The organism is Bacillus sp. FSL R7-0685 (assembly GCF_038002425.1).
In the GTDB taxonomy this organism is placed as follows: Bacteria; Bacillota; Bacilli; order Bacillales; family Bacillaceae; genus Bacillus; species Bacillus subtilis.
On the sequence record NZ_JBBOCN010000001.1, the window covers coordinates 3331301 to 3353802 of the forward strand.

The window sequence follows — 22502 nt, forward strand, 5'->3', positions numbered from 1 at the left end:
CAAATTATTTTTGAATTAAAGATGTTCCTGTCATTTCTTTCGGTTTTTCAACACCAAGAAGGTCTAATAACGTTGGTGCAAGGTCGCCTAGGATTCCGCCTTCACGCAGCGTAATGCCTTCTTTCGTTACAATCACAGGGACTGGGTTTGTTGTATGCGCAGTGTGCGGTTCGCCTGATTCTGTAATCAGAATGTCAGCATTACCGTGATCAGCGGTAATGATAGCGTGTCCGCCTTTAGCAAGGATCGCGTCAACGACTTCGCCCAAGCATTCGTCCACTGCTTCAATTGCTTTAATTGTTGGTTCAACCATTCCGGAGTGGCCGACCATATCAGGGTTTGCGAAGTTAAGAATGATCGCGTCATGCTTGTCAGCTTCAATTTCTTTGACAAGCGCGTCTTTCACTTCATAAGCACTCATCTCAGGCTTCAAGTCATACGTTGCAACTTTAGGCGAGTTGATGAGAATACGCTCTTCACCCGGGAATTCAGCTTCACGGCCGCCGCTCATAAAGAACGTGACGTGCGGATACTTTTCAGTTTCTGCAATTCGAAGCTGTTTTAACCCGTGCTGAGATAATACTTCTCCGACTGTGTTATCAAGATTTATCGGTTTAAACGCTACATAGCCGTCAACTGTTTCACTGAAGTGAGTCAGGCAGACGAAATACAGGTTCTTTGGATAATTCTCGCCGCGGTCGAAGTCACGGAAGTCTTTGTTTGTGAACGTGTTGGAAATCTGGATGGCGCGGTCCGGTCTGAAATTATAGAAAATCACAGAATCGCCGTCTTGGATTTTCGCAACAGGCTCACCGTTTTCTTTTGTGATGACAGATGGAATCACGAATTCATCGTAGATACCATTTGCATATGAATCATCAACAACATCCAGGGCGCTGCGGTAAGATGGGCCTTCGCCGTACGCCATTGCGCGGTACGCTTTTTCTACACGGTCCCAGCGTTTGTCGCGGTCCATAGAGTAGTAACGTCCGGAAATGCTGGCGATTTCACCTACACCGATTTCCTTGATTTGATCGTTCAGCTGGTTGATGTACGTTTTCGCTGTCTGCGGACCTACATCACGGCCGTCAAGGAAGCCATGGATATAAACCTTTGTCAGCCCTTCTTTTTTCGCAAGCTTTAACAGTGCGAATAAATGATTGATATGGCTGTGCACGCCTCCGTCAGATAAAAGACCGAACAGGTGCAAGGCTTTGTTGTTTTCTTTCGCGTTGCTGATCGCGTCAAGGAATGTTTGATTGCGTTCGAACTCTCCTTCACGAATGGCAACATTTACGCGTGTTAAGCTTTGGTACACAATACGTCCCGCACCGATATTTAAGTGACCTACTTCGGAGTTCCCCATTTGCCCTTCAGGAAGACCTACAGCCTCGCCTGAAGCAGTCAATGTTTGATGAGGATACTGGTTCCAATAGCGGTCAAAATTCGGTTTTTTCGCTAAAGCGACTGCGTTCCCAACTGTTTCGTTACGTAATCCGAACCCATCAAGAATGATGAGTGCAGCTGGTTTTTTACTCATATTGACCTTCCTCCAATAATTGAACGAATGACTGTGGCTCAAGGCTCGCGCCGCCGACCAAAGCACCGTCAATATCGGACTCTGCCATATATTCTTTAATGTTTGCAGGCTTTACGCTTCCGCCATATTGGATGCGAAGCTTGTCTGCAGCTTCTTGGCTGAAGCTTTCAGCGACGGTTTTACGGATATGCGCACACACGTCATTCGCATCTTTCGCTGTAGAAGATTTGCCTGTTCCGATTGCCCAGATTGGCTCATACGCAATAACAGAAGCAGCAACTTGTTCTTCAGAAAGACCAGCAAGGCCTTTTTTCACTTGGTCAGCAACAAGATCATTTGTTTTGCCGGCTTCACGCTCTTCAAGCGTTTCACCTACACAGATGATCGGCACAATGCCGTGTTTGAAAGCTGCGTGTGCTTTTTTGTTAACTGTTTCATCAGTTTCAGCGAACATTTCACGGCGCTCAGAGTGGCCGATGACGCAGTAGTCAACGCCAAGGTCTTTCAGAGCAACCGGGCTGATTTCGCCTGTGAACGCGCCGCTTTCTTCGAAGTGCATGTTTTGAGCGCCGACTTTTAGGTCAGTGCCTTTCACAGCAGAAGCAAGCTTTTCTAAGAAAAGCGCTGGCGCGCAAACAACAGCTTCAGCTTTGTCTGCTGCTGGAATGGAAGATTTCACTTCTTCAACGAAGCTGACAGCTTCGCCGAGTGTTTTGTTCATTTTCCAGTTACCGGCGATAATTGGTTTTCTCATCTGTTCCACTTCCTTATAGCAGTTTTGAGATTATTTATCGTTCAGTGCAGCTACCCCTGGAAGCTCTTTGCCTTCCATAAACTCAAGGGATGCGCCGCCGCCTGTTGAGATGTGGCTCATTTTGTCAGCAAGGCCGAATTTTTCAACCGCTGCCGCAGAGTCTCCTCCGCCGATGACAGAGTATGTATCTTTCGCCTCTGCCAATGCTTCCGCAACCGCTTTTGTTCCTTGAGCGAACAAGTCGATTTCGAATACGCCCATTGGTCCGTTCCACACGACAAGTTTGCTTTTTTTAATGACGTCAGCATACGTTTCGCGTGTTTTCGTACCAATGTCGATTGCTTCTAAATCACTAGGGATTTCAGAGATCGGCACAATTTTCACGTTTGCATCGTTAGAGAAATCATCTGCAACGAGTACATCTTCAGGCATGTAGAAGTTAACGCCTTTTTCTTTAGCGCGGTCCATAAATGATTTCGCAAGCTCGATTTTATCCTCTTCAAGAAGAGATTTACCGACTTCATAGCCAAGCGCTTTTACGAAAGTATAAGCAAGACCTCCGCCGATGATCAGGTTGTCTACTTTATCAAGAAGACTTTCGATTACACCGATTTTGTCTTTTACTTTCGCTCCGCCGATGATCGCTGTGAACGGGCGGTCAGGATTGGAAACCGCTTTTCCAAGTACATCAAGCTCTTTTTCCATTAAGAAACCTGCAACTGCTGGCAGATGCTCGGCAATTCCAGCTGTAGATGCGTGAGCACGGTGGGCAGCACCGAATGCGTCATTTACATATACATCTGCAAGCTCAGCAAATGCTTTTGCAAGCTCAGGATCATTTTTCTCTTCACCAGGATAGAAACGTACGTTTTCCAATACAAGAACGTCTCCGTCCTTCATCTCGGAAATTTGTGCTTTTACAGCATCGCCGTATGCTTCATCCGCTTTTTTCACTTCTTTGCCAAGCAGTTCGCCGAGACGTGCAGCGACAGGAGTTAAACGAAGCTCCTCAACCACTTCGCCTTTCGGGCGGCCTAAGTGGCTCGCAAGAAGGACTTTGGCGCCTTGGTCTGCAAGGTGTTTGATTGTTGGAAGCGCAGCACGGATACGTGTATCGTCTGTTACTTCCCCGTCTTTCATTGGAACGTTAAAGTCAACGCGGCAGAATACAACTTTGCCTTTTACGTCGATGTCTTTGAGAGTTTTTTTATTCATGCCTAGGAGATCCTCCTTCAAAATGGTTTGCATACAGCACGAAAAACGTGAAACCGTCTGTTCAAGCGATAACTCCGCTAGGGCAGATCGCATTCTTTTTCGGCACAGGGCAGTTCGTCTAAAAGCCAGGGCAGCGACCTTAGGCGAAAGCGCCGGCAAAGCTGCTTAAAACGCGGTCGTTTCTCTATCACAGAGCGTTTTCTGAAAGCCGGTCTTCATGGAAAAAGGGAAAGGGAGTCCGTCCCCTTCCCTTGTCCGCTTTCATTATAGCGCTTCTATTCGAAAGAACCAAGTCAGGTCCTTTTTCAGCTATAAATTAAAGACCTTTTTTTGCGATGTAAGCTGCAAGGTCAACAACGCGGTTAGAGTAGCCGCTTTCGTTATCGTACCAAGAGATTACTTTTACCATGCTGCCTTCCATAACCATTGTAGAAAGAGCATCGATTGTAGAAGAGTTTTTGTTTCCGTTGTAGTCGCCAGAAACTAATGGCTCTTCGCTGTAGCCAAGGATTCCTTTAAGGTCGCCTTCAGCCGCTTCTTTAAGAGCTGCGTTTACTTCTTCAGCTGTTACTTCTTGGTTCAGTTCAGCAACCAAGTCAACTAGAGAAACGTTTGGAGTTGGAACACGCATTGCTCCACCGTTCAGTTTGCCTTTTAGTTCAGGAAGAACTAGAGAAACTGCTTTAGCAGCACCAGTTGATGTTGGGATGATGTTTTCAGCTGCTGCACGCGCACGACGGTAGTCTTTGTGCGGAAGATCAAGGATTTGCTGATCGTTTGTGTAAGAGTGAACAGTTGTCATCATACCGCGTTTGATGCCGAATTTATCGTTAAGTACTTTTGCAAACGGCGCAAGGCAGTTTGTTGTGCAAGATGCGTTAGAGATAACATCGTGGTTAGCCGCATCGTATTTATCTTCGTTAACACCCATAACGATTGTGATATCTTCTTCGTTAGCAGGAGCAGAGATGATTACTTTTTTCGCGCCAGCTTCTAAGTGTTTCGCAGCGTCTGCGCGTTTTGTGAAGAAACCAGTAGATTCAACTACGATTTCAACGCCTTGTTTGCCCCAGCTAAGTTTAGCAGGATCGCGTTCTGCAGAAACTTCAATTGTTTTGCCGTTAACAACAAGGTTGTTACCGTCAACTGAAACTTCAGCGTCTAATTTTCCGTGTACAGAATCATATTGTAAAAGGTGAGCCAGCATGTTAGCATCTGTTAAATCGTTAACCGCTACTACCTCAACTTCAGGATTGTTTAATGCTGCGCGGAATACGTTACGTCCAATACGACCAAAACCGTTAATACCGACTTTTACTGCCATGATTGTTTCCTCCTTTAAATAAGTGAGAGATATTTATATTGAGGGATTATTCATCCCTTAATAACTTCTTTGCGGCTCCTTCGTCTGTGACGAGAACCGTGTTGCGTGGCTTTTTAAAGTAAGCCTCGATCGCCTCGGCTTTTGATGATCCGCCCGCTACCGCAATAATATCGGGGATGGCGTCTATGTCATCCAGCTGCATTCCGACAGAATGCACTTTGTGAACCACTTCGCCGTCCGCGTTAAAATAGTAGCCGAACGCTTCCGTCACCGCGTCGTTATCATCTATTTTCTTTAAGTCTTCTAAAGGCGTGTTTCTGCGCTGAGCCATAGTTTTAGCTTCGCCGATTCCATGAACCAGCATACTCGCTGATTTAATGGTGTTCAGCACCTCTTTGACAGAAGGCTCTTCAATAATAGATGAATAGGCGCCTTGTGACAGCTGTCCCGGAACAAACAAAAGCCGGTAAGTGCCTGAAGCCTTCTCCGCCATATGCGCGCATATGGTGTTCGCCTGGTTTTTCACGTCTTCGCCTAAACCGCCTCTTGCAGGCACAAACAAAAGCTCGCGGTTTTTAGAATCCGGCGTCATCATTTCGGCGACAGCTTCAATTGTCGTACCGCCAGTTACAGCGACGATATTTTTGCCTGAAAATCTTTTTTTCATACATGCGACAGCCGCTCTTCCCATTTCTTTTTTGACCCATGGGGATTGATCGCTGTCTCCGGATACGATAATGGCATCCTTTAGATTTAAACGTTCTTTTAATGTCTTTTCCAAAAGAGTCAAACCTAAAACATCTTTCATCGTATCTTCCAAAACAGAAAGCAGTTCATAGCCCTCTTCTGTCAATGTCATGCCGTTTGTCTTAATATCGACCAGGTTCTGTTCCTTTAAAAACTGAACCTCGCCCCTCAGCACACGCTCGCTGATTCCGAGACTGGCAGACAGGCTTCTTCGCCCGATGGGTTCTGTCAGCCTGATATACTGCAAGATTTCAAACCTCTTTTGCATAACGAGCAGAAGATCAGGCAATAATTTTTTTTGAGCTTGTATTAACTGGTTCATGACTCAAACGTTCCTTCCTTTTTTGCTGGACGTTATATGTCCCGCTATGACAAAAAACGTCCCGTCATAGCCAAAAAAAATCATTTCTGCTTTCTTTAATTATTTTAACAGGGTGGAATTGTTTATTCAACTGTTAAGAGCCAATTCATCGACAATATTCGCAGAGTTTTCATGCCGCGTCGTTTTATCCAGCAATATTTTATCCTATATATCTTTATCTTATACAGAAAGCGCCAAATGGTGCATCCCAATATAAACAGCCCTTCCCGTAGAAAGGGCTGTTTCATTAAAGCGTTTTCATTTTATCCAAAGCTTTTCAATTTCCTCGAGCGATTTGTTCTTCGTTTCCGGACAGATCGTAACGACAAACAGGAAACAAAGGATGTTAATCACCGCAAAGATCCAAAATGTATAGGCGAGCCCGAAAGAATCGATCATCATTGGCACAAACTGTCCGATCGCCCAGTTTGCTCCCCATAAAAAGATGGTCGCAATGCCCGCGGCCCGCGCACGCAGATGGTTCGGAAAGATTTCAGAAATCATAATCCATGTGATCGGTCCGACCGAGACACAGAAAGCAGCGACAAAACCTAATATAAGGACGATCATCATGATCCCGCTTGTTAACTCAAAGTAAAACGACGTCCCGATTAAAATCATAAAAATAGCCATAAAAGCAGAACCGATGGACATCAGTTTTTTTCGTCCGACTTTATCAATCAGCAACACCGCAATAACGGTAAAGATGACTTCTACAACACCGACGATACAAGTTGTCACAAATCCGGCGTTTTGCCCGAATCCCATCATTTTAAAGATTTCCGGCCCGTAGTAAGTAATGGCGTTCATGCCGATGACTTGGTTAAAGAGCGCCAGCAGGATTCCAATGACAAGCGCCTTTCTGAGCCCCGGCTTAAACAGCTGGGAGAGCGACCCCATTTGTTCTATTTTTAAAGAGTTCTCAATGTTCTTTAATTCTTCTTTTGCAACAGTTTCTCCATTAATACGTGTCAGGATCTTTAAAGCTTCATTTGTTTTGCCCGCTTTCGCCAGCCATCTCGGACTTTCCGGGACGACGAGCAGGACAAGGAAAAAGATGACGGACGGCACCATTCCATAAGCAAGCATCCATCTCCAGCCGGTGTGCACGCCCCATTCGTATGTTCCGGACCGCTGCACAGCTAGATTAATAAAGTATGTAGCGGAAATACCCAGTATCGTAAAGAGCTGATATAAGGAAGATAAACTTCCGCGTATGGCGGGCGGTGCCGCTTCTGTAATATACGTAACAGAGAGCGATGAGCCCATCCCGATTCCCAGCCCCCCGATAATCCTTGCAATGATTAAGGTGGACACGTCTTGAGAAAGCGCTGAAACGATTGCTGATATCGCAAATAACAAAGCGGCTGTCATTAAAATTTTTCTCCGGCCGAATCTGTCACTTAAAAAGCCGGATATCCCGACGCCCACAACTCCTCCAATCATAATGCTTGAAATGACAAGTCCCTCCATAAACGGACTCAGGCTGTATAAATCTTTCAGAAAACCGATGGCGCCAGAAATCACTGCCGTGTCATAGCCATACAATAAGCCGCCAAGCCCCGCCGCACATGAGATCAAAATGACAAATCCCATTGAATGGCTTCGTGTTACAGGAACATTTGGTTCTAATTGAGTTGGAGTATTCTTCATTTCCCTGCCCTCCCGAATGTTGAGTAAAGCGTTTTCATTTAAACCTTCAATTGTACGTACTTATATTAAAATTTAACGAAAATTACATTTAATTAGTACGTACAAATATAGAATAATCTTGTTTGCATTTTCTGTCAATGTTTTCTTACAAAGAACGCTGTGATATACTGAAATTTGTCCGTATACATTTTGGAGGAATGGATATGTTACCAAAATACGCGCAAGTAAAAGAAGAAATCAGTTCTTGGATTAATCAAGGCAAAATACTGCCCGATCAAAAAATCCCTACCGAAAACGAATTAATGCAGCAATTCGGCGTCAGCCGGCATACCATCCGCAAAGCGATCGGAGACCTCGTATCACTAGGTCTGCTGTACAGCGTGCAAGGCGGAGGCACCTTTGTCGCTTCACGCTCTGCTAAGTCAGCGCTGCATTCCAATAAAACGATCGGTGTTTTGACAACTTACATATCAGACTATATTTTCCCGAGCATCATCAGAGGAATCGAGTCCTATTTAAGCGAGCAGGGGTATTCTATGCTTTTGACAAGCACAAACAACAACCCGGACAATGAAAGAAGAGGCTTAGAAAACCTGCTGTCCCAGCATATTGACGGACTCATCGTAGAACCGACAAAAAGCGCCCTTCAAACCCCAAACATCGGCTATTATCTGAACTTGGAGAAAAACGGCATTCCTTTTGCGATGATTAACGCGTCATATGCCGAGCTTGCCGCGCCAAGTTTTACCTTGGATGATGTGAAAGGCGGGATGATGGCGGCGGAGCATTTGCTTTCTCTCGGCCACACGCATATGATGGGTATTTTTAAAGCTGATGACACACAAGGCGTGAAACGGATGAACGGATTTATACAGGCGCACCGGGAGCGTGAGTTGTTTCCTTCTCCGGATATGATCGTGACATTTACAACGGAAGAAAAAGAATCAAAACTTCTGGAGAAAGTAAAAGCCACACTGGAGAAAAACAGCAAGCACATGCCGACAGCCATTCTTTGTTATAACGATGAAATTGCGCTGAAGGTGATTGATATGCTGAGGGAGATGGATCTTAAAGTGCCGGAGGATATGTCTATTGTCGGGTACGATGATTCACATTTCGCCCAAATCTCAGAAGTGAAACTAACCTCTGTCAAACATCCGAAATCAGTGCTTGGAAAAGCAGCCGCCAAATATGTCATTGACTGCTTAGAGCATAAAAAGCCGAAGCAAGAGGATGTCATATTTGAGCCTGAGTTGATCATTCGCCAGTCCGCACGAAAACTGAATGAATAAAAAAAGCAATGTATGGGTCTCCCCGCTACATTGCTTTTTTTATAGCTGTTATCTGTTGTTCCAAACGTCAGCGATGATTTCAAACGAACGCATTCTGTCTGCGTGTTCAAAGGTTTCTGAGTTAACCATAATTTCGTCAGCCTGTGTCATTTTGACGAAATCTTCAAGCTTCGCCTTCACTTCTTCCGGACCTCCGACAATCGTGGAGCTCAGCTGCTCATTGACCATCGCTTTTTCATACGGGCTCCAAATTTGATCCATATCCTCAACAGGCGGTTTAAGCTGGTTCGGCGTACCGCGGACAAGATCAAGAAACCTTTGATAATGCGAAGTCGCAAGGTGCTGCGCTTTCTCGTTTGTATCTGCCGCGATAATGGTGACACCGACCATCGCATACGGTTCGTCGAGCACGTCTGACGGCGTGAAGGAATTGCGGTAAAGCTCCAATGCAGGAACCGTATTCGCTGGTGAGAAATGAGCGGCAAAGGCAAACGGAAGACCTAGTTCACCTGCCAGACGGGCGCTGAAGCCGCTTGAGCCCAGCAGCCAAATCGGCACATCTATGCCCTCTCCGGGAATGGCGCGAACTTGATTGCGCACATTTCCTGACGGTTTAAAATAATTGCGCAGTTCCTCTAATTGTTCTGGAAAATCCTCCCCGCTGTTGATGTTTCTGCGGAGCGCTCTGGCTGTCAATTGGTCTGTTCCCGGCGCACGTCCAAGCCCCAGATCAATCCGCCCGGGATACAGTGTTTCCAGTGTGCCGAATTGTTCAGCAATGACTAATGAAGAGTGGTTCGGGAGCATAATGCCGCCGGAACCGACGCGGATTTTCTTCGTGCCTCCGGCAATATGGCCAATCAAAACTGCGGTGGCAGAGCTTGCAACACCTTCTATATTATGATGTTCAGCAAGCCAGTAACGGTGATAGCCCCATTCCTCTGCCCGGCGCGCCAAGTCCATGCTGTTTCGGAATGATTCTGCGATCGTTCCTCCCTGAACAACCGGAGATAAATTCAAGACAGAAAGCAAGGTATCTTTGCGTTGTTGAGTAGACATGTTTTTCTCCTTTGCAATTGTGATATCAATAAACAGCCTCAAGCTGTCAAGTCATGATCGAAAGGACTTCTATCACACCATAACACAACTGCATTCAGGAATAAAAGAATTTGATTCGATGAAATTCGAACAATATAAAACGAACAGTTGGGCATCATTATTCTGTCCCAAACAGATCCTGCGCCATCTCAATAAAGAGTTTAGCCGCCAGAGAAGCTTCCTTCATCGACGGAACAGCAAGCTGCACATCACGGTATACCTGCGGGTCCAATTCCCGGGTCACCACATGCTCCGGCAGCGGCATCCCCGACATGGACATTTCTGATAAAATCGCGAGACCCAGTCCTTCTCTGATCATACTGATCGAGGTGTTGATGTTATAGACCGTGAAAGCTGGGTGCAGCGTAGCGCCCGCCTGCCTGAACATATCGACAAATGGTGATTCATAGCCTCCGTCACAGACGATCATCGGTTCATGGTCAAGATCTTTCAGCGTAATGGTCGAATGACTGGCAAGCGGGTGATCGTCCCTGAGCACGACAGCCATTTTGTCTTTTTTCAAATGAATGTACTCCATCTCCTCTGTTGGATACAGAAGAATGCCGACATCTATCATCCGCGTATGAAGCCACTCCTTGACTTCATTTACAGTTCCCTCGTGCAGCACGAGCTCAAGTTTCGGATATTTTTGTTTAAATTCACTGATCAGCTTCGGCATAAAATAAGCCGAGGCAGTTGAGAATGTGCCGATATGGATCGTTCCCAGTTCAAGCCCTTTTTCCGCCGCTGCTACCTGCTCAACTTTTTCAATGCCTTTTAAGACTTCTCTAATGTGTACTAAGATCTGTTTTCCCGTATCCGTCAGCATCAGGCCATTGCGGCGGTCACGAATGATCAGCTTTACATCAAGCTCAGCTTCGATCGCAGAAATCGCATGGCTGACAGCCGGCTGTGTCATGTTCAGCGCCTGACCCGCTTTTGTAAAGCTTCCCGTTTCAGCTATTTTCACAAAAACCTTTAATTGTGTAATGGTCATAACAATTTACTTATGCTCCTTATAAAAAAGATTCATTTTATTTATCTTATGTTCTACCGTATCATATGATGGAAAAGTTCTACAAGGAGTGAATGAACAATGAAGCAGCTCTCAAAAACGCGGACAGCTCTCCTGCTCGCATTTCTCGTCATCATGTGGGGCGTCAATTGGCCGCTGTCCAAAGCCGCGCTCGCCTATTCTCCGCCATTATTGTTCGCGGGCATCCGAACGCTGATCGGCGGGCTTTTATTAGTCATTGTCGCACTGCCGCGTATTCATAAATTACGCTTAAAAGAAACGTGGCCGATTTATCTTGTTTCTGCTCTTTTAAATATTACGTTATTCTACGGCCTGCAAACGATCGGGCTGAATTATCTTCCGGCCGGCCTGTTTTCTGCAATCGTCTTCTTCCAGCCTGTTCTGATGGGTGTATTTTCTTGGCTGTGGCTCGGCGAATCCATGTTTGTAATGAAAGTGATCGGCCTCATCCTCGGTTTTGCGGGAGTAGCCGTCATTAGTGCTGCGGGCTTTGGCGGGCATATTTCTGTCATTGGGGTTCTGCTGGCTCTCGGCTCCGCAGTCAGCTGGGCGCTCGGGACGGTATATATGAAAAAAACAGGCAGCCGCGTCGATTCCATCTGGATGGTCGCTCTGCAGCTGACGATCGGAAGCGTGTTTCTGCTTATATCCGGCTTTTGGACAGAAAGCTTTTCGGCGATCCAATGGACAGCTCCGTTTATCACGAGCCTGCTGTTCATCTCCGTATTCGTTATCGCGCTAGGCTGGCTTGTCTTTTTTACGCTTGTCGGTTCAGGAGAAGCAAGCAAGGTCGCATCTTATACTTTTTTGATTCCGCTCATATCAATCGTGGCCAGCTCCATTTTCCTGCATGAACCGCTCACCCTTAGCCTCTTGGCAGGGCTGCTGCTGATTGTCACGAGCATCTGTCTCGTGAATACAAAATCAAAAGCGCAGAAAGCTGCGGCGATTGGTATAAACGAGAAAGCTGCACAATAATAAAAACCCTCTTGCCGGATGCGGCAAGAGGGTTTCTTATTTACTGATGCTTGCGTCCTTTGACCAAATATGCAACTGTAATCAAAAGGTAGATCGCCGCAGTAATACCGGTAATGACAATTGATGTTGTCATGATGACCCCGATCAGAATGGCGAGTAATGCCACAATCGCAAACCATGTCGTGTACGGGAACCATTTTACATAATAGGCCGGTGTTTCCGTTTGCTGTTTTCTCGATTTTAAATGAGCGAATCCGATGATCAGCCAAATGAATAAAACGGTATATCCCAATGATCCCATTAAATAATTAAATGTTTGGCTTCCTGCGAACAGAGAAATCAATACGCCAATATAGAGAGAAGAAGTGCACATCAGAATCGCAAACATCGGTACGTTTTTCGATGAAAGCTTCGAGAAGACCTTTGGAAGCCTTCCGTCACTTGCCTGTGTATACAAAATGCGTGATGATCCGTATAAACCTGAATTCATAGAAGAAATGATCGCCAGCAGGATGACTGCATTCATGATATGATCCGCGCCCGGAATGCCTACCATTTTAAAGACCATCACGAAAGGACTTTCCGGAACGGAATTGACTTGGTTCCATGGAATCAGGCTGACGATGATGAAAAACGGCAGCAGGTAAAACGCGACAATCCGTGTCAGTGTGCTGCGGACAGCTTTCGGGACAACCTTTTCCGGATTTTTTGTCTCTGCAAGCGTTACACCGATAATTTCTGTACCGCCGTAAGAGTAGATGACGACAAGCATCGCCGTGATCAACCCTGTGCCGCCGTGCGGGAAAAATCCGCCGTGGTCTGTCAGGTTGGAAAATCCGGATGCTGTATGATCACCGAATGATACAAATAAGAGCAGCAATCCCAGAATAATAAAGATAATAATAACGGTAATCTTGATCATTGCCAGCCAATATTCAGTTTCGGCGAAGATTTTAACAGAAAGCAAGTTTACAATCGTGACGATAAGAGAAATTCCTAATGCCAACACCCAGATCGGGCAGCCCGGCAGCCAATATTGAATGAAAATCGCAGCTACTACAGCTTCAGCCGCAATGTTGAGCACCCACATTTTCCAGTAGATCCAGTCCAAAAAGTAAGCGGCGTAATTTCCCAATACCTGCTGGACAAGATCACGGAAGGTTCTGGCGTTACGGTTTCGAACAGCCATTTCCGCCAGCCCCTGCATAATAAACAGCAAAATAATCCCGCCGAGCAGGTATGCGATAATGACAGATGGCCCTGCCACATCGATCGCTGAGCTGCTCCCCTTAAATAAACCTGCGCCGATTGCTCCGCCCAGCGCCATCATCATAATATGACGGGACGTCATCGTGCGTTTTAACGTTTGATTGTCGTTTTTCATCCTCTTCTACCTCTCCTTCTCGTTTTCAAAAACAAAAAAGCCCGCCGTCTCCTACCTAATCTAATAGATAAAGAGACGACGAGCCTTCGGCTGACCGCGGTACCACTCTTGTTGATTCTTCATGAAGAATCCTGCTTTTGACCTGTAACGAAGGTTAGCCGTTAAAACATAGGGAATATTCAATCTATTCCGTTCCGTCTTACCACTCCCGGGCGAGTTCAAAGAAGAATCAGGCTGCGTCGCACCACCCCGCAGCTCTCTGTTCTGATCACTTTCTTTTACTGCTCCCAATCTATGTGTTTTAGTTTTCTGAAAAACTCAAATTTTATGATCTGAATATATTAACATAATATACGTGCTTCTCTTTTAACTGTCAATAACTTCAGAGAAAAAAGAAACTGTTATTTTGTCCCTTTTCGAATGGCTTTCCAAAAGGATTCTGACTCGTTTCCTAATGCGTAAACTGAAACACCTGCTATTTTATATTGCTTTGCCAGATGGCTTTTCGTTTGAACGGTTTTTTCGTTTTCATACCACACGACATGTTTATGCTTCTTTTTGTCAACATAAGAAAATGTCATCGAGCCTGATTTTTTGTTGAATGCCGGCTTTGCTTTTTGTTTTTGGATGAGGGATTTGAGCTCATTCCATTCCCTTATTGTGCTGGTACTTCCGTCTTTTACATCCCAGTCATAGCCGTACGCAGGGATTCCCATGATGACTTTATTGGCTTTGATCTTTTTGACTGAAAACTGCAGAGAGCTTTTGATCCAGTTTGTGCTTGCCACTGACCCCGGCTCACCCCAAATGCCGTGTTCATCGTAGGTCATGACTTGTACGAAGTCGGCATATTTGCCGATTTTCGCATAATCATACGGCCAGCTCCAGTCATCATTTTTATCATCGGCGCTTTTGGCCGGAACGGATACCATTGTTTTAATATGTTTCTTATTCAAAGCCTGTGAGACATATTGAATGAAGTTCGAGTATGCAGCGCGGTCTTCTGGATTTACTGCTTCAAAATCGATATTGATTCCGTAATATGAGTGCTTTTTGGCCAGTGTAATTAACTGATCTGTGAATCGTTTTTTCGCTGTTTTATTGCTCATGACCCGACTCGCTAAATCTCCGTCAAAATCATAAATGGCATCATTATAGTTTGAAATGACAGCCCATGTCTTGATTTTTTTCTTTTTCGCATATGTCAGCTGCTTAGTTGGGGCATCGCCAATGATTTGTCCGTTTTTTTCAAACGCAAATGTATCGGTTGCGATGGCATTCATGTATGTATGATATTTCGTAAGAGAATTGTATGAAGCCGTATCCCCAGTCGTGTAGCCTACTGTCATACCGGCTGCCTTCGCTTCTCCTTTTGTATACATAAACAGAACAATCGCAATCGCCAGTGAAACCGCTATGATCAGCCATTTTTTCATCGCATTTCCTCCTGTATCAAGTCATACTCTTCTCATCGGCCAAAAAATTGGAAGTTGAAGTTTTTACAAGCAAAAAGCCCGGCATATGCCTGCCGGGCTTCCTGAGTTCAGCGGTCAGAGACGAGAATATATGCTGCCTTTACAGGTCCGTGCACTCCCACAACTAAATCCATTTCAATGTCTGCTGAGTTGCTCGGTCCGGTAATGTAGTTGATACATGAAGGAACAGTGACACCGTTCGCAATGTTTTGGCGGATGATATCACTGGCTTGTGTCATTCTCGGTACAATGCTTGATTTCGGCACGATCGCAATATAAGTCGTCGGCAGAAGGCTGACAGATCGGCCGATGTCTTTTGAGGAGAAGAGGACAACCGTCCCCGACTCAGCCAATGTAATTTCGCTGAATGTAATCCCTACATTGGCTTGCTCCGCTTTTTTGATATTTTCCTCGCCTTTGTCAGCATCCCACTCCCAGACCGGCGTTCCTTCACTCGGCCAGTCCTTGGTGAGCAGGCTTTTCAGTCCGTATTCTTCAAAGCGGGGGTCCTTCGGAATGATGACAGGGCCTCCGGAAAAGCGGCTGACTTGCTCGCGCAGGGCATCATAAAGGCCGGTTGAATCCGTTTCAATCAGCTCTGTATGGATTTTGACACAATGGTTTTTGAGCACTGTGACTAAGTCATCTGCTGAATAACCTTCAAGTGTTTTATATTGCGGCTGATGCGCCCATTCAGGGACTGCCACGCCTCCTGTTCTTCTTTCACGGCCCAGGCTGGATGCGATTCGATTTAAAAAGCTCTCTTGATTCTGAATGGTTCCCTTCGTCATCACTGCTCCTCCTTCGTGCGTTCACTTGTTTCTCTGTCCGCAAACCAGTCTCTGAATCTCGATTTATGCGGTGCCGGGAAGTCACGGATCTGTGTCCAATTTTTAAGCGGGCCGGGCCCTTTCGAAATTTTTTCGTCCTCTGTAAAAGGCGTCATGGCGGCCGGCGCCCATTTTGAGCCCATTTTGTAAAGCGATAAAGAGGATGCGCCAAGTCCGAATGCTTTCATTGCAAGCTTTTCACTGATCGGCGCTCTGCCTTCTTTTTCGACGATATTCTGACGATGCTTGAGTAGCAGCTCATGAAGCGGGATTTTGACCGGGCAGGCTTCTGAACAAGCCGCGCACAGTGAAGACGCGTACGGCAGCTCCTTATAATCGTCATAACCGCCGAGCAACGGCGATAAAACCGCTCCGATCGGTCCCGAGTAGATTGAGCCGTATGAATGTCCGCCGACATGGCGGTACACAGGACAGACATTGATACAGGCGGCACAGCGGATACATTGCAGCACAGACTGGAATTCCGTTCCAAGGATATTGGATCGTCCATTGTCAACGATGACAAGATGGAATTCTTCCGGACCGTCCACTTCACCTTCCAGCTTCGGACCCGTCAAAGCTGTAATATAGCTTGTCAGCCGCTGTCCGACAGCACTTCTAGTCAGCATGCTGACTAGCACTTCAAATTCAGAAAATGACGGGACAATCCGCTCCATTCCCATGACGGTAATTTGTGTTTTCGGCAAGGTGCTCACAAGCCGTCCATTTCCTTCATTGGTCACAAGGCTGACGGAACCCGTGTCAGCGATGGCGAAGTTACAGCCGGTAATGCCGATATCCGCTTCCAGAAACTTTTTCCGGAGAATGGCGCGCGCATGCATCACCAGCTCTTCCGGTTTTTCTGTATGTTGATAGTCCAGTCTTTCTTTAAACACATCGCGTATCTGCTCTTTATTTTTATGAAGGGCGGGCGCTACGATATGTGACGGCGGATCGTGATCATCAATCTGCAAAATATACTCGCCGAGATCGGTTTCTACGACTTCACAGCCTTCCTTCTCCAGCACCTCATTCAGATTGATTTCCTCTGTGACCATTGATTTAGATTTCACAATTTTCTTCCCGTTCTTCTTTTGAATGACATCGCGAATATAAGAAGACGCCTCTTCCGCTGTTTCCGCGAAATAGACATGTCCGCCTCTTTTCGCCACATTTTCGGCAAGCTGTCCAAGATAGAAATCAAGGTTTTCAAGGACATGCTGCCTGATTTCCTCTGATAATGAGCGCCACTCCTCCCAGTTTCCCAGTTCTTCTGCTGCCTCTAGGCGCCGCGTCCGCAGACGCTCCTGTGCACCCGAAACAGCGCCTCTCATAAATTCATTATCAATCCCCTGTGATACCCGCTCTTTAAAAGCGTCAGTACCGATTTTCATCGCCATGATCCTTTCCCCCTCTGTATCCAGTTTTATCTGCTGTTGAGCACTTCGGCGATGTGCATCACTTTGACATTCTTATCTTTTCGGCCAAGCCGTCCCCCGATATTCATCAAACAGCCGCAGTCAGCACCGATCAGCACCTCTGCTCCCGTTTCCTCCACACATTCGACTTTTTCATCGACCATCTGCTCAGAAATCTGCGCCATCTTGACGGAGAACGTTCCTCCGAATCCGCAGCAGTTATGTTTGCCCGGAAGCTCTGTAAACTGCAGGCCCTTCACATGGCTCAACAGCTTCATCGGCTCCTCCCGAACACCCAGCAGCCTAGTCATATGGCACGACGTATGTAAGGTCGCTTTTGTATGAAGGGTCGCGCCGACATCCTCTACCCCAAGGACGTTCACAATAAAATCTGTCAGTTCATACGTTTTATCCGCCAGCTTTTGCGCTTTATCGGCCCATTTCGGATCATCCTGAAACAGGTGCGGATACTCTCGGAACATCGTTGTGCAGGAACCGGAAGGACTGACAACATATTCGGAATCCTGAAACGTTTCGATCATCCGTTTCATTGCTTTTTTGGCGTCATGTACATAGCCGCTGTTGTAAGCCGGCTGCCCGCAGCAAATCTGCCCTTCCGGAAAATCAACCTCGCACCCAAGCCGCTCCAGCAGCTCAACCGTTGCTTTTCCGACATTTGTTTGAAACATATCAACAAGACAAGTGACAAAAAGTGAGACTTTCATGATGAACCCCTCTCTCATCTCCAATATATGATCAGGTCATCTGATGACCTGAGTTAAAATAACTATATGAATATCGTACACTATTCTGACAATGGAAGGAAAGGGTTTTCTAGGGATATTTTCATTTGTGGCATATCAAAAACACTCCCGATCTCCCAGGAGTGAAGTATATGGTTAGATCCAGCCCTTTTCCTCAGCAATGCTGGCGGCTTCTGTCCGATTTTTCGCATGAAGCTTTTGGATGATTTCTGAGATATAGTTTCGAACTGTGCCTTGAGATAAATAGAGCTCCAGCGTAATGTCTTTTGTTGTCTTGCCTAAAGCCGCAAGCCTCAGAATTTCTTGCTCTCTAACGGTTAGCGGATTTTCGTCTCGCATCATATTAAACGTCAGCTCAGGGCTGAAGACACGTTTTCCCTTTACACATTTTCGAATGGCATCGGCCAGATCGTCAATTTCGCCGTCTTTCAGCAGATAGCCATGTGCACCGGCCTTTACGGCGCGTTCAAAATATCCGGGGCGAGCAAAGGTGGTTAAAATAATGACCTTGCTGACGCAGCCTTTTTTCATTAATTCCTCTGCCACATCCAGCCCGCTTCGAACCGGCATTTCAATGTCCATAATGCATACATCCGGCTCCAGCTTCAAAATAGCATGTAGCGCCTCTTCCCCGTTCAATGCTTGTCCGATGACTGTCATATCCTCTTCTAAATCAAGCAAGGATCCCAAAGCGCCTAAAAGCATGCGCTGGTCCTCAGCAATAAACAGACGAATCATTCTTTTCGTCCTCCAATCATTCTGCTTTTTTAATAAGCGGAATCGTCAGTGCCACAACCGTTCCGTTATGATCTGAAACCGTTAATCCCCCTTCAATGAGCATGAGCCGTTCTTCCATTCCCCGCAGGCCATTTCCAAACATTTTCTCCTTCGGCGCTCCCTTTCCGTCATCCCGTATCACGATCCTCATTTTGTCAGCAAACTGAGAAATGGTGATGGCACAGTGGGTTGCTTTGCTGTGCTTGATAATGTTAGTCACGGCTTCCCGCATACACATACTGATAATATTTTGAGTGACGGGAGATATCGCTGAAAAGTCGTCCGCTCCTTCGTATTGAAAGGTAATGTTCCCCGCTCTTAATATGTGCTGAATGTTTACGAGCTCCTCTGTTATCGTGACCGTTCTCATATCAGAAACCAGCTCTCGAACTTGCTTGAGTGCGGAGCGTGAACTGGTTTCCATTTCTTTTGCCTCAAGCTTGGTCCGTTCTGGATCAGATGCAGCCAGCCGCTGAATGAGCTGGCTTTTTAATGTAAGCAGCGACAGGGTGTGGCCAAGAGTATCGTGAAGATCACGGGCGATTCGAACACGCTCCTCTCTTTTAGAGAGTTCTTTTATCTGTTCGTTGGCTTGTGCAAGCTTATTTTCAAGCTCAATTCTCCGAAACATAGAACGAATGCCGAATGGAGAAATGAGCATAATGACGAGAAACGGGAGAACAGAAAAAAGCTCCCGGAGCGAGACCGAATTCGCGATAAATTGGTATAGGCATGGAAAAAGCAGTATAAAGATTAAAGCGCAGAACGCACGGTTAAAATTCGTTTTCTCTTTGAAATAGCCAACAAAGTTTGCCGGGAAAAAACCTAAGTATATATAGGTGATATTGTAAAACACACTATACATCAAAATAACCGCCATTTGCACGATAAGCCAATATGTAAACGAAGCTTTGCCCACGCTGCAGAATAACTGGCGATATGCCGCTACAAAAAGGAGCAGCATGCCATATCCGATCCCCTGTTTGACACCTGATTCTTTTAATAAAGAGAGGAACGGCATAATCGTATACACCAGAAAGATATAAGGGAAAAACCCGAATTCCTTCGGGAAAATAGATATTGCCTTTTTCATGTATTACACCGCTTCTTGTTTTCTTCTTATATATTTAGATAGTAGCATGAAGAGCATCATATAAGCGATTAATATCAGAATATTTTTCCAAGTCGGACTCCCACCCCGGACAAGTTCCCACGCTCCGCTCCCGAAATGATAAGACGGAAGCCACTGGCCAATGCTCTGCATCATGTCAGGCATGACCTCAAACGGCATCCACATCCCTCCGCCTAAAGCCAGCAGCATATAAAGCACATTACTGATTCCGGCCGCTGTTTCTACTTTTCTCATGAGGCCGATTAGTGTGCCTAATGCTAAAAAAGGCAATGCGCCAAACAAAATCCACAGTCCGCTCATCATCCATTCAAACGGTGACAAGGCAATATCATTGATGATTGCGCCGAACAGAAATATGACGGTAATTGATAAAACGTGAATGACACTTTGGCCGATCATCTGAGCTGATAAATAGATATGATCCGGAAGAGGCGTAAGGCGGATAAAGGCGGCCCAGCCTTGTGACCGTTCTTGTACCATTCGGATGCCAAGCGTCATGATAGAGGAACCCATCACGCTGAAGACTGTCATCGACATCAGGTAATGGGCTTCCCATGCACGTTGATCAGGGACGTTGGTATTCACTACATTTGTAAAGAAATAATAAAAGGCAATCGGCATGATCAGAGACCAAAGCACAAAGTACTTGTTCCTAAGCACCCTTTTCATTTCAGCGATGCTTTGCTTTTGCAGCACGTTCACTCACATCGCCTCCCTGTTGCCGTCAGCCAGCTGGCGAAATGCCTCATCGAGCGTTGCTTGCTCAATTCGAATATCCCGTGCATGTATGTTTTCTTGAAAGATCAGCGCCAACACTTTGTCTGTATTTGATGTCTGGATGATGGTTCTCTCATGCTCGTGGATCACTCTCTCGACTTCCGGGTGACAAGACAGCCTTTCCAATGATTCACTTGAATGAAGCGTAAAGGAAACAGACTGTTTTTGAATTCTTGAGCGGATTTGCATTGGTGAGCCGTCTGCAACAAGCTGTCCTTCAGTAAAAAATAGGATTCGCTGTGCGGCATCATCTGCTTCCTGTAAATAATGAGTTGAAAAAATAATCGTTTTTCCTTGGTCCGACAGTCCGTGAATGGTCTGCCAGAATCGGTGTCTTGATGAAGTGTCCATGCCGACTGTCGGTTCATCAAGTATAAGCAGCTCCGGGTTCCCGGCAAGAGCCAAAGCAAAGCTCAAACGGCGTTTTTGTCCGCCGGATAATTTTTCTGCTCTTGTTTTCAAATCTTCTTTGGTGAGTGCTGTTAACGAAACGAGTTCTTTCATGGACAATGGATTCGGATAATAGCTCCGGAAGAGTTCAAGGATTTCATCCACCTTAAGGCCCGGCATGACACTTACTTCCTGAAGCATTACACCTATTTTTTCACGAACCTGTTGATCATCGGGAACCCGGTTAAATAGTTTGATTTCTCCCTCACTCGGTTTCAGCAATCCTAATATCATCGAGACGACGGTCGTCTTCCCTGCCCCATTTGGCCCGAGAATGGCTGCAATTTCTCCTTTTTCAATACTGAAGCTGATGTGGTTTACAGCGGTTTTTCGCTGGAAATGTTTTGTCACGTTGCTTACTGTTACTGCTTCTTTCATCACATGAGCACCTCCTGATCGTTTACATTGATTGTAAAATGACGGAGAAGACGATGTTAGTATGGGGTGTCATGATGATGGAGTGACAAATGTCATTTTTTTCTCACCCCGGTGTCTAGGCAATCCTCCTCCTGCATCTTCCAATTCATCCATCTTTTCTATCTCCCATGTCCTCTTTCTTTTAAACTGCTGTGACATTCATAGAAAGATACACTCTTCAAACCATCCGAGTGTTATGATAGAAATATTGAACTTTATATTACTTTCCGGCTGAAAGGAGCCAATCATGAACGAAGCGATTTTGTCTAGAAATCATGTGAAGGTGAAAGGCAGCGGCAAAGCATCTATCATGTTCGCACCTGGTTTTGGATGCGATCAAAGCGTGTGGAATGCCGTGGCACCTGCCTTTGAAGAAGATCATCGGGTGATTTTATTTGATTACGTCGGTTCGGGACATTCAGATTTGCGCGCATATGACCTGAATCGTTACCAGACACTTGACGGCTATGCCCAGGATGTTCTTGATGTTTGTGAAGCTTTAGATCTGAAGGAAACCGTGTTTGTGGGTCACTCCGTCGGGGCCTTGATTGGGATGCTTGCATCCATCCGCCGCCCGGAGCTTTTTTCCCATCTGGTGATGGTGGGGCCTTCTCCTTGCTATTTGAATGATCCGCCTGAGTATTACGGAGGATTTGAAGAGGAGCAGCTCCTTGGCTTGCTGGAGATGATGGAGAAAAATTATATCGGCTGGGCGACTGTATTTGCGGCAACCGTTCTGAATCAGCCAGATCGGCCTGAAATTAAGGAAGAGCTTGAAAGCCGTTTTTGTTCTACTGATCCTGTCATTGCCCGCCAATTCGCGAAAGCGGCGTTTTTTTCTGATCACCGAGAGGATCTTTCGAAGGTAACGGTTCCCTCTCTTATTCTCCAATGTGCAGATGATATCATCGCACCTGCAACAGTAGGTAAGTATATGCATCAGCATCTGCCTTATAGCAGTCTGAAACAAATGGAGGCTCTCGGACATTGCCCTCATATGAGCCATCCAGATGAGACGATACAGCTGATCGGCGATTATTTAAAAGCACACGTGTGATATAGGAACGAAAGGGATAGAGG

At 45.9% G+C, this 22502-nt stretch carries 20 protein-coding genes and 1 other annotated feature; of the genes, 3 read left to right on the forward strand and 17 right to left on the reverse strand.

Annotated features, from left to right (window positions below; translation table 11 throughout):
* Positions 1-4 precede the first annotated feature (4 nt).
* The 6 genes from gpmI to araE all read right to left on the reverse strand — a co-directional run bounded on the left by gpmI (position 5) and on the right by araE (position 7594).
* Entirely contained in the window at positions 5-1540 is a 1536-nt protein-coding gene (gene gpmI / locus MKY50_RS17435) for a 2,3-bisphosphoglycerate-independent phosphoglycerate mutase (protein ID WP_003228330.1), read from the reverse strand.
* A complete protein-coding gene (tpiA, locus tag MKY50_RS17440; protein WP_003243394.1) occupies positions 1533-2294 on the reverse strand; it encodes a triose-phosphate isomerase in 762 nt (253 codons plus the stop codon). Before tpiA ends, gpmI begins: the two co-directional genes overlap by 8 nt.
* A 30-nt stretch (positions 2295-2324) precedes the next feature.
* The gene (locus MKY50_RS17445; RefSeq protein WP_341117012.1) at positions 2325-3509 is read right to left on the reverse strand and encodes a phosphoglycerate kinase; all 1185 of its coding nucleotides are present in this window, start codon (positions 3507-3509) and stop codon (positions 2325-2327) included.
* 316 nt (positions 3510-3825) lie between these two features.
* Positions 3826-4833 (reverse strand): type I glyceraldehyde-3-phosphate dehydrogenase, encoded by a 1008-nt coding sequence (gene gap, locus MKY50_RS17450; protein ID WP_003219957.1) that lies wholly within the window; start codon positions 4831-4833, stop codon positions 3826-3828.
* A gap of 46 nt (positions 4834-4879) precedes the next feature.
* Positions 4880-5902 carry a gapA transcriptional regulator CggR gene (gene cggR / locus MKY50_RS17455; RefSeq protein ID WP_009968188.1) on the reverse strand — a complete coding sequence of 341 codons (1023 nt, stop codon included), beginning with the start codon at positions 5900-5902 and terminating at the stop codon, positions 4880-4882.
* 297 nt (positions 5903-6199) lie between these two features.
* Positions 6200-7594, reverse strand: a complete 1395-nt coding sequence (araE, locus tag MKY50_RS17460) for an arabinose-proton symporter AraE (protein ID WP_003243899.1) — start codon at positions 7592-7594, stop codon at positions 6200-6202.
* A 203-nt stretch (positions 7595-7797) separates the two neighbouring features.
* On the opposite strand from araE, the gene araR reads away from it, so the two are divergent.
* The gene (gene araR / locus MKY50_RS17465; RefSeq protein WP_033883444.1) at positions 7798-8886 is read left to right on the forward strand and encodes an arabinose utilization transcriptional regulator AraR; all 1089 of its coding nucleotides are present in this window, start codon (positions 7798-7800) and stop codon (positions 8884-8886) included.
* Between the two features lie 48 nt (positions 8887-8934).
* On the opposite strand, the gene MKY50_RS17470 is transcribed toward araR, so the two are convergent.
* Complete coding sequence (locus MKY50_RS17470) at positions 8935-9945, reverse strand: LLM class flavin-dependent oxidoreductase (protein WP_341117016.1); 1011 nt, start codon at positions 9943-9945, stop codon at positions 8935-8937.
* 157 nt (positions 9946-10102) lie between these two features.
* Positions 10103-10981: a LysR family transcriptional regulator gene (locus MKY50_RS17475; protein WP_341117017.1), complete on the reverse strand. Its 879-nt coding sequence runs from the start codon at positions 10979-10981 to the stop codon at positions 10103-10105.
* A 99-nt stretch (positions 10982-11080) separates the two neighbouring features.
* On the opposite strand from MKY50_RS17475, the gene MKY50_RS17480 reads away from it, so the two are divergent.
* Positions 11081-11998 carry a DMT family transporter gene (locus MKY50_RS17480; protein ID WP_003228315.1) on the forward strand — a complete coding sequence of 306 codons (918 nt, stop codon included), beginning with the start codon at positions 11081-11083 and terminating at the stop codon, positions 11996-11998.
* A gap of 40 nt (positions 11999-12038) precedes the next feature.
* Here MKY50_RS17480 and MKY50_RS17485 read toward each other — a convergent pair whose 3' ends face one another.
* From MKY50_RS17485 to MKY50_RS17525, 9 genes are all read right to left on the reverse strand, one after another.
* Complete coding sequence (locus MKY50_RS17485) at positions 12039-13382, reverse strand: amino acid permease (protein ID WP_003228313.1); 1344 nt, start codon at positions 13380-13382, stop codon at positions 12039-12041.
* Positions 13383-13450: 68 nt separating this feature from the next.
* Positions 13451-13686 (reverse strand) — a binding site (T-box leader).
* Positions 13687-13783: 97 nt separating this feature from the next.
* Positions 13784-14818: a glycosyl hydrolase family 18 protein gene (locus MKY50_RS17490; RefSeq protein ID WP_033883449.1), complete on the reverse strand. Its 1035-nt coding sequence runs from the start codon at positions 14816-14818 to the stop codon at positions 13784-13786.
* 107 nt (positions 14819-14925) lie between these two features.
* Positions 14926-15648, reverse strand: coding sequence for a lactate utilization protein LutC (lutC, locus tag MKY50_RS17495; RefSeq protein WP_003228309.1), 723 nt, complete (start codon positions 15646-15648; stop codon positions 14926-14928).
* Positions 15648-17087 carry a lactate utilization iron-sulfur protein LutB gene (lutB, locus tag MKY50_RS17500; RefSeq protein WP_014480926.1) on the reverse strand — a complete coding sequence of 480 codons (1440 nt, stop codon included), beginning with the start codon at positions 17085-17087 and terminating at the stop codon, positions 15648-15650. Before lutB ends, lutC begins: the two co-directional genes overlap by 1 nt.
* Positions 17088-17113: 26 nt before the next feature.
* Positions 17114-17830, reverse strand: a complete 717-nt coding sequence (gene lutA, locus MKY50_RS17505; RefSeq protein WP_014478017.1) for a lactate utilization iron-sulfur protein LutA — start codon at positions 17828-17830, stop codon at positions 17114-17116.
* A 174-nt stretch (positions 17831-18004) separates the two neighbouring features.
* Entirely contained in the window at positions 18005-18607 is a 603-nt protein-coding gene (yvfU, locus tag MKY50_RS17510) for a two-component system response regulator YvfU (protein WP_014478018.1), read from the reverse strand.
* Between the two features lie 16 nt (positions 18608-18623).
* A complete protein-coding gene (gene yvfT / locus MKY50_RS17515; protein WP_029318384.1) occupies positions 18624-19739 on the reverse strand; it encodes a two-component system sensor histidine kinase YvfT in 1116 nt (371 codons plus the stop codon).
* A 3-nt stretch (positions 19740-19742) separates the two neighbouring features.
* Complete coding sequence (locus tag MKY50_RS17520) at positions 19743-20480, reverse strand: ABC transporter permease (RefSeq protein WP_003228297.1); 738 nt, start codon at positions 20478-20480, stop codon at positions 19743-19745.
* Positions 20481-21386, reverse strand: a complete 906-nt coding sequence (locus MKY50_RS17525) for an ABC transporter ATP-binding protein (RefSeq protein ID WP_072692770.1) — start codon at positions 21384-21386, stop codon at positions 20481-20483.
* Positions 21387-21669: 283 nt separating this feature from the next.
* Here MKY50_RS17525 and rsbQ point away from each other — a divergent pair, with 283 nt between their 5' ends.
* Positions 21670-22479, forward strand: a complete 810-nt coding sequence (gene rsbQ, locus MKY50_RS17530) for a sigma factor SigB/phosphatase RsbP regulator RsbQ (protein ID WP_341117018.1) — start codon at positions 21670-21672, stop codon at positions 22477-22479.
* The last annotated feature ends 23 nt before the right edge of the window (positions 22480-22502 follow it).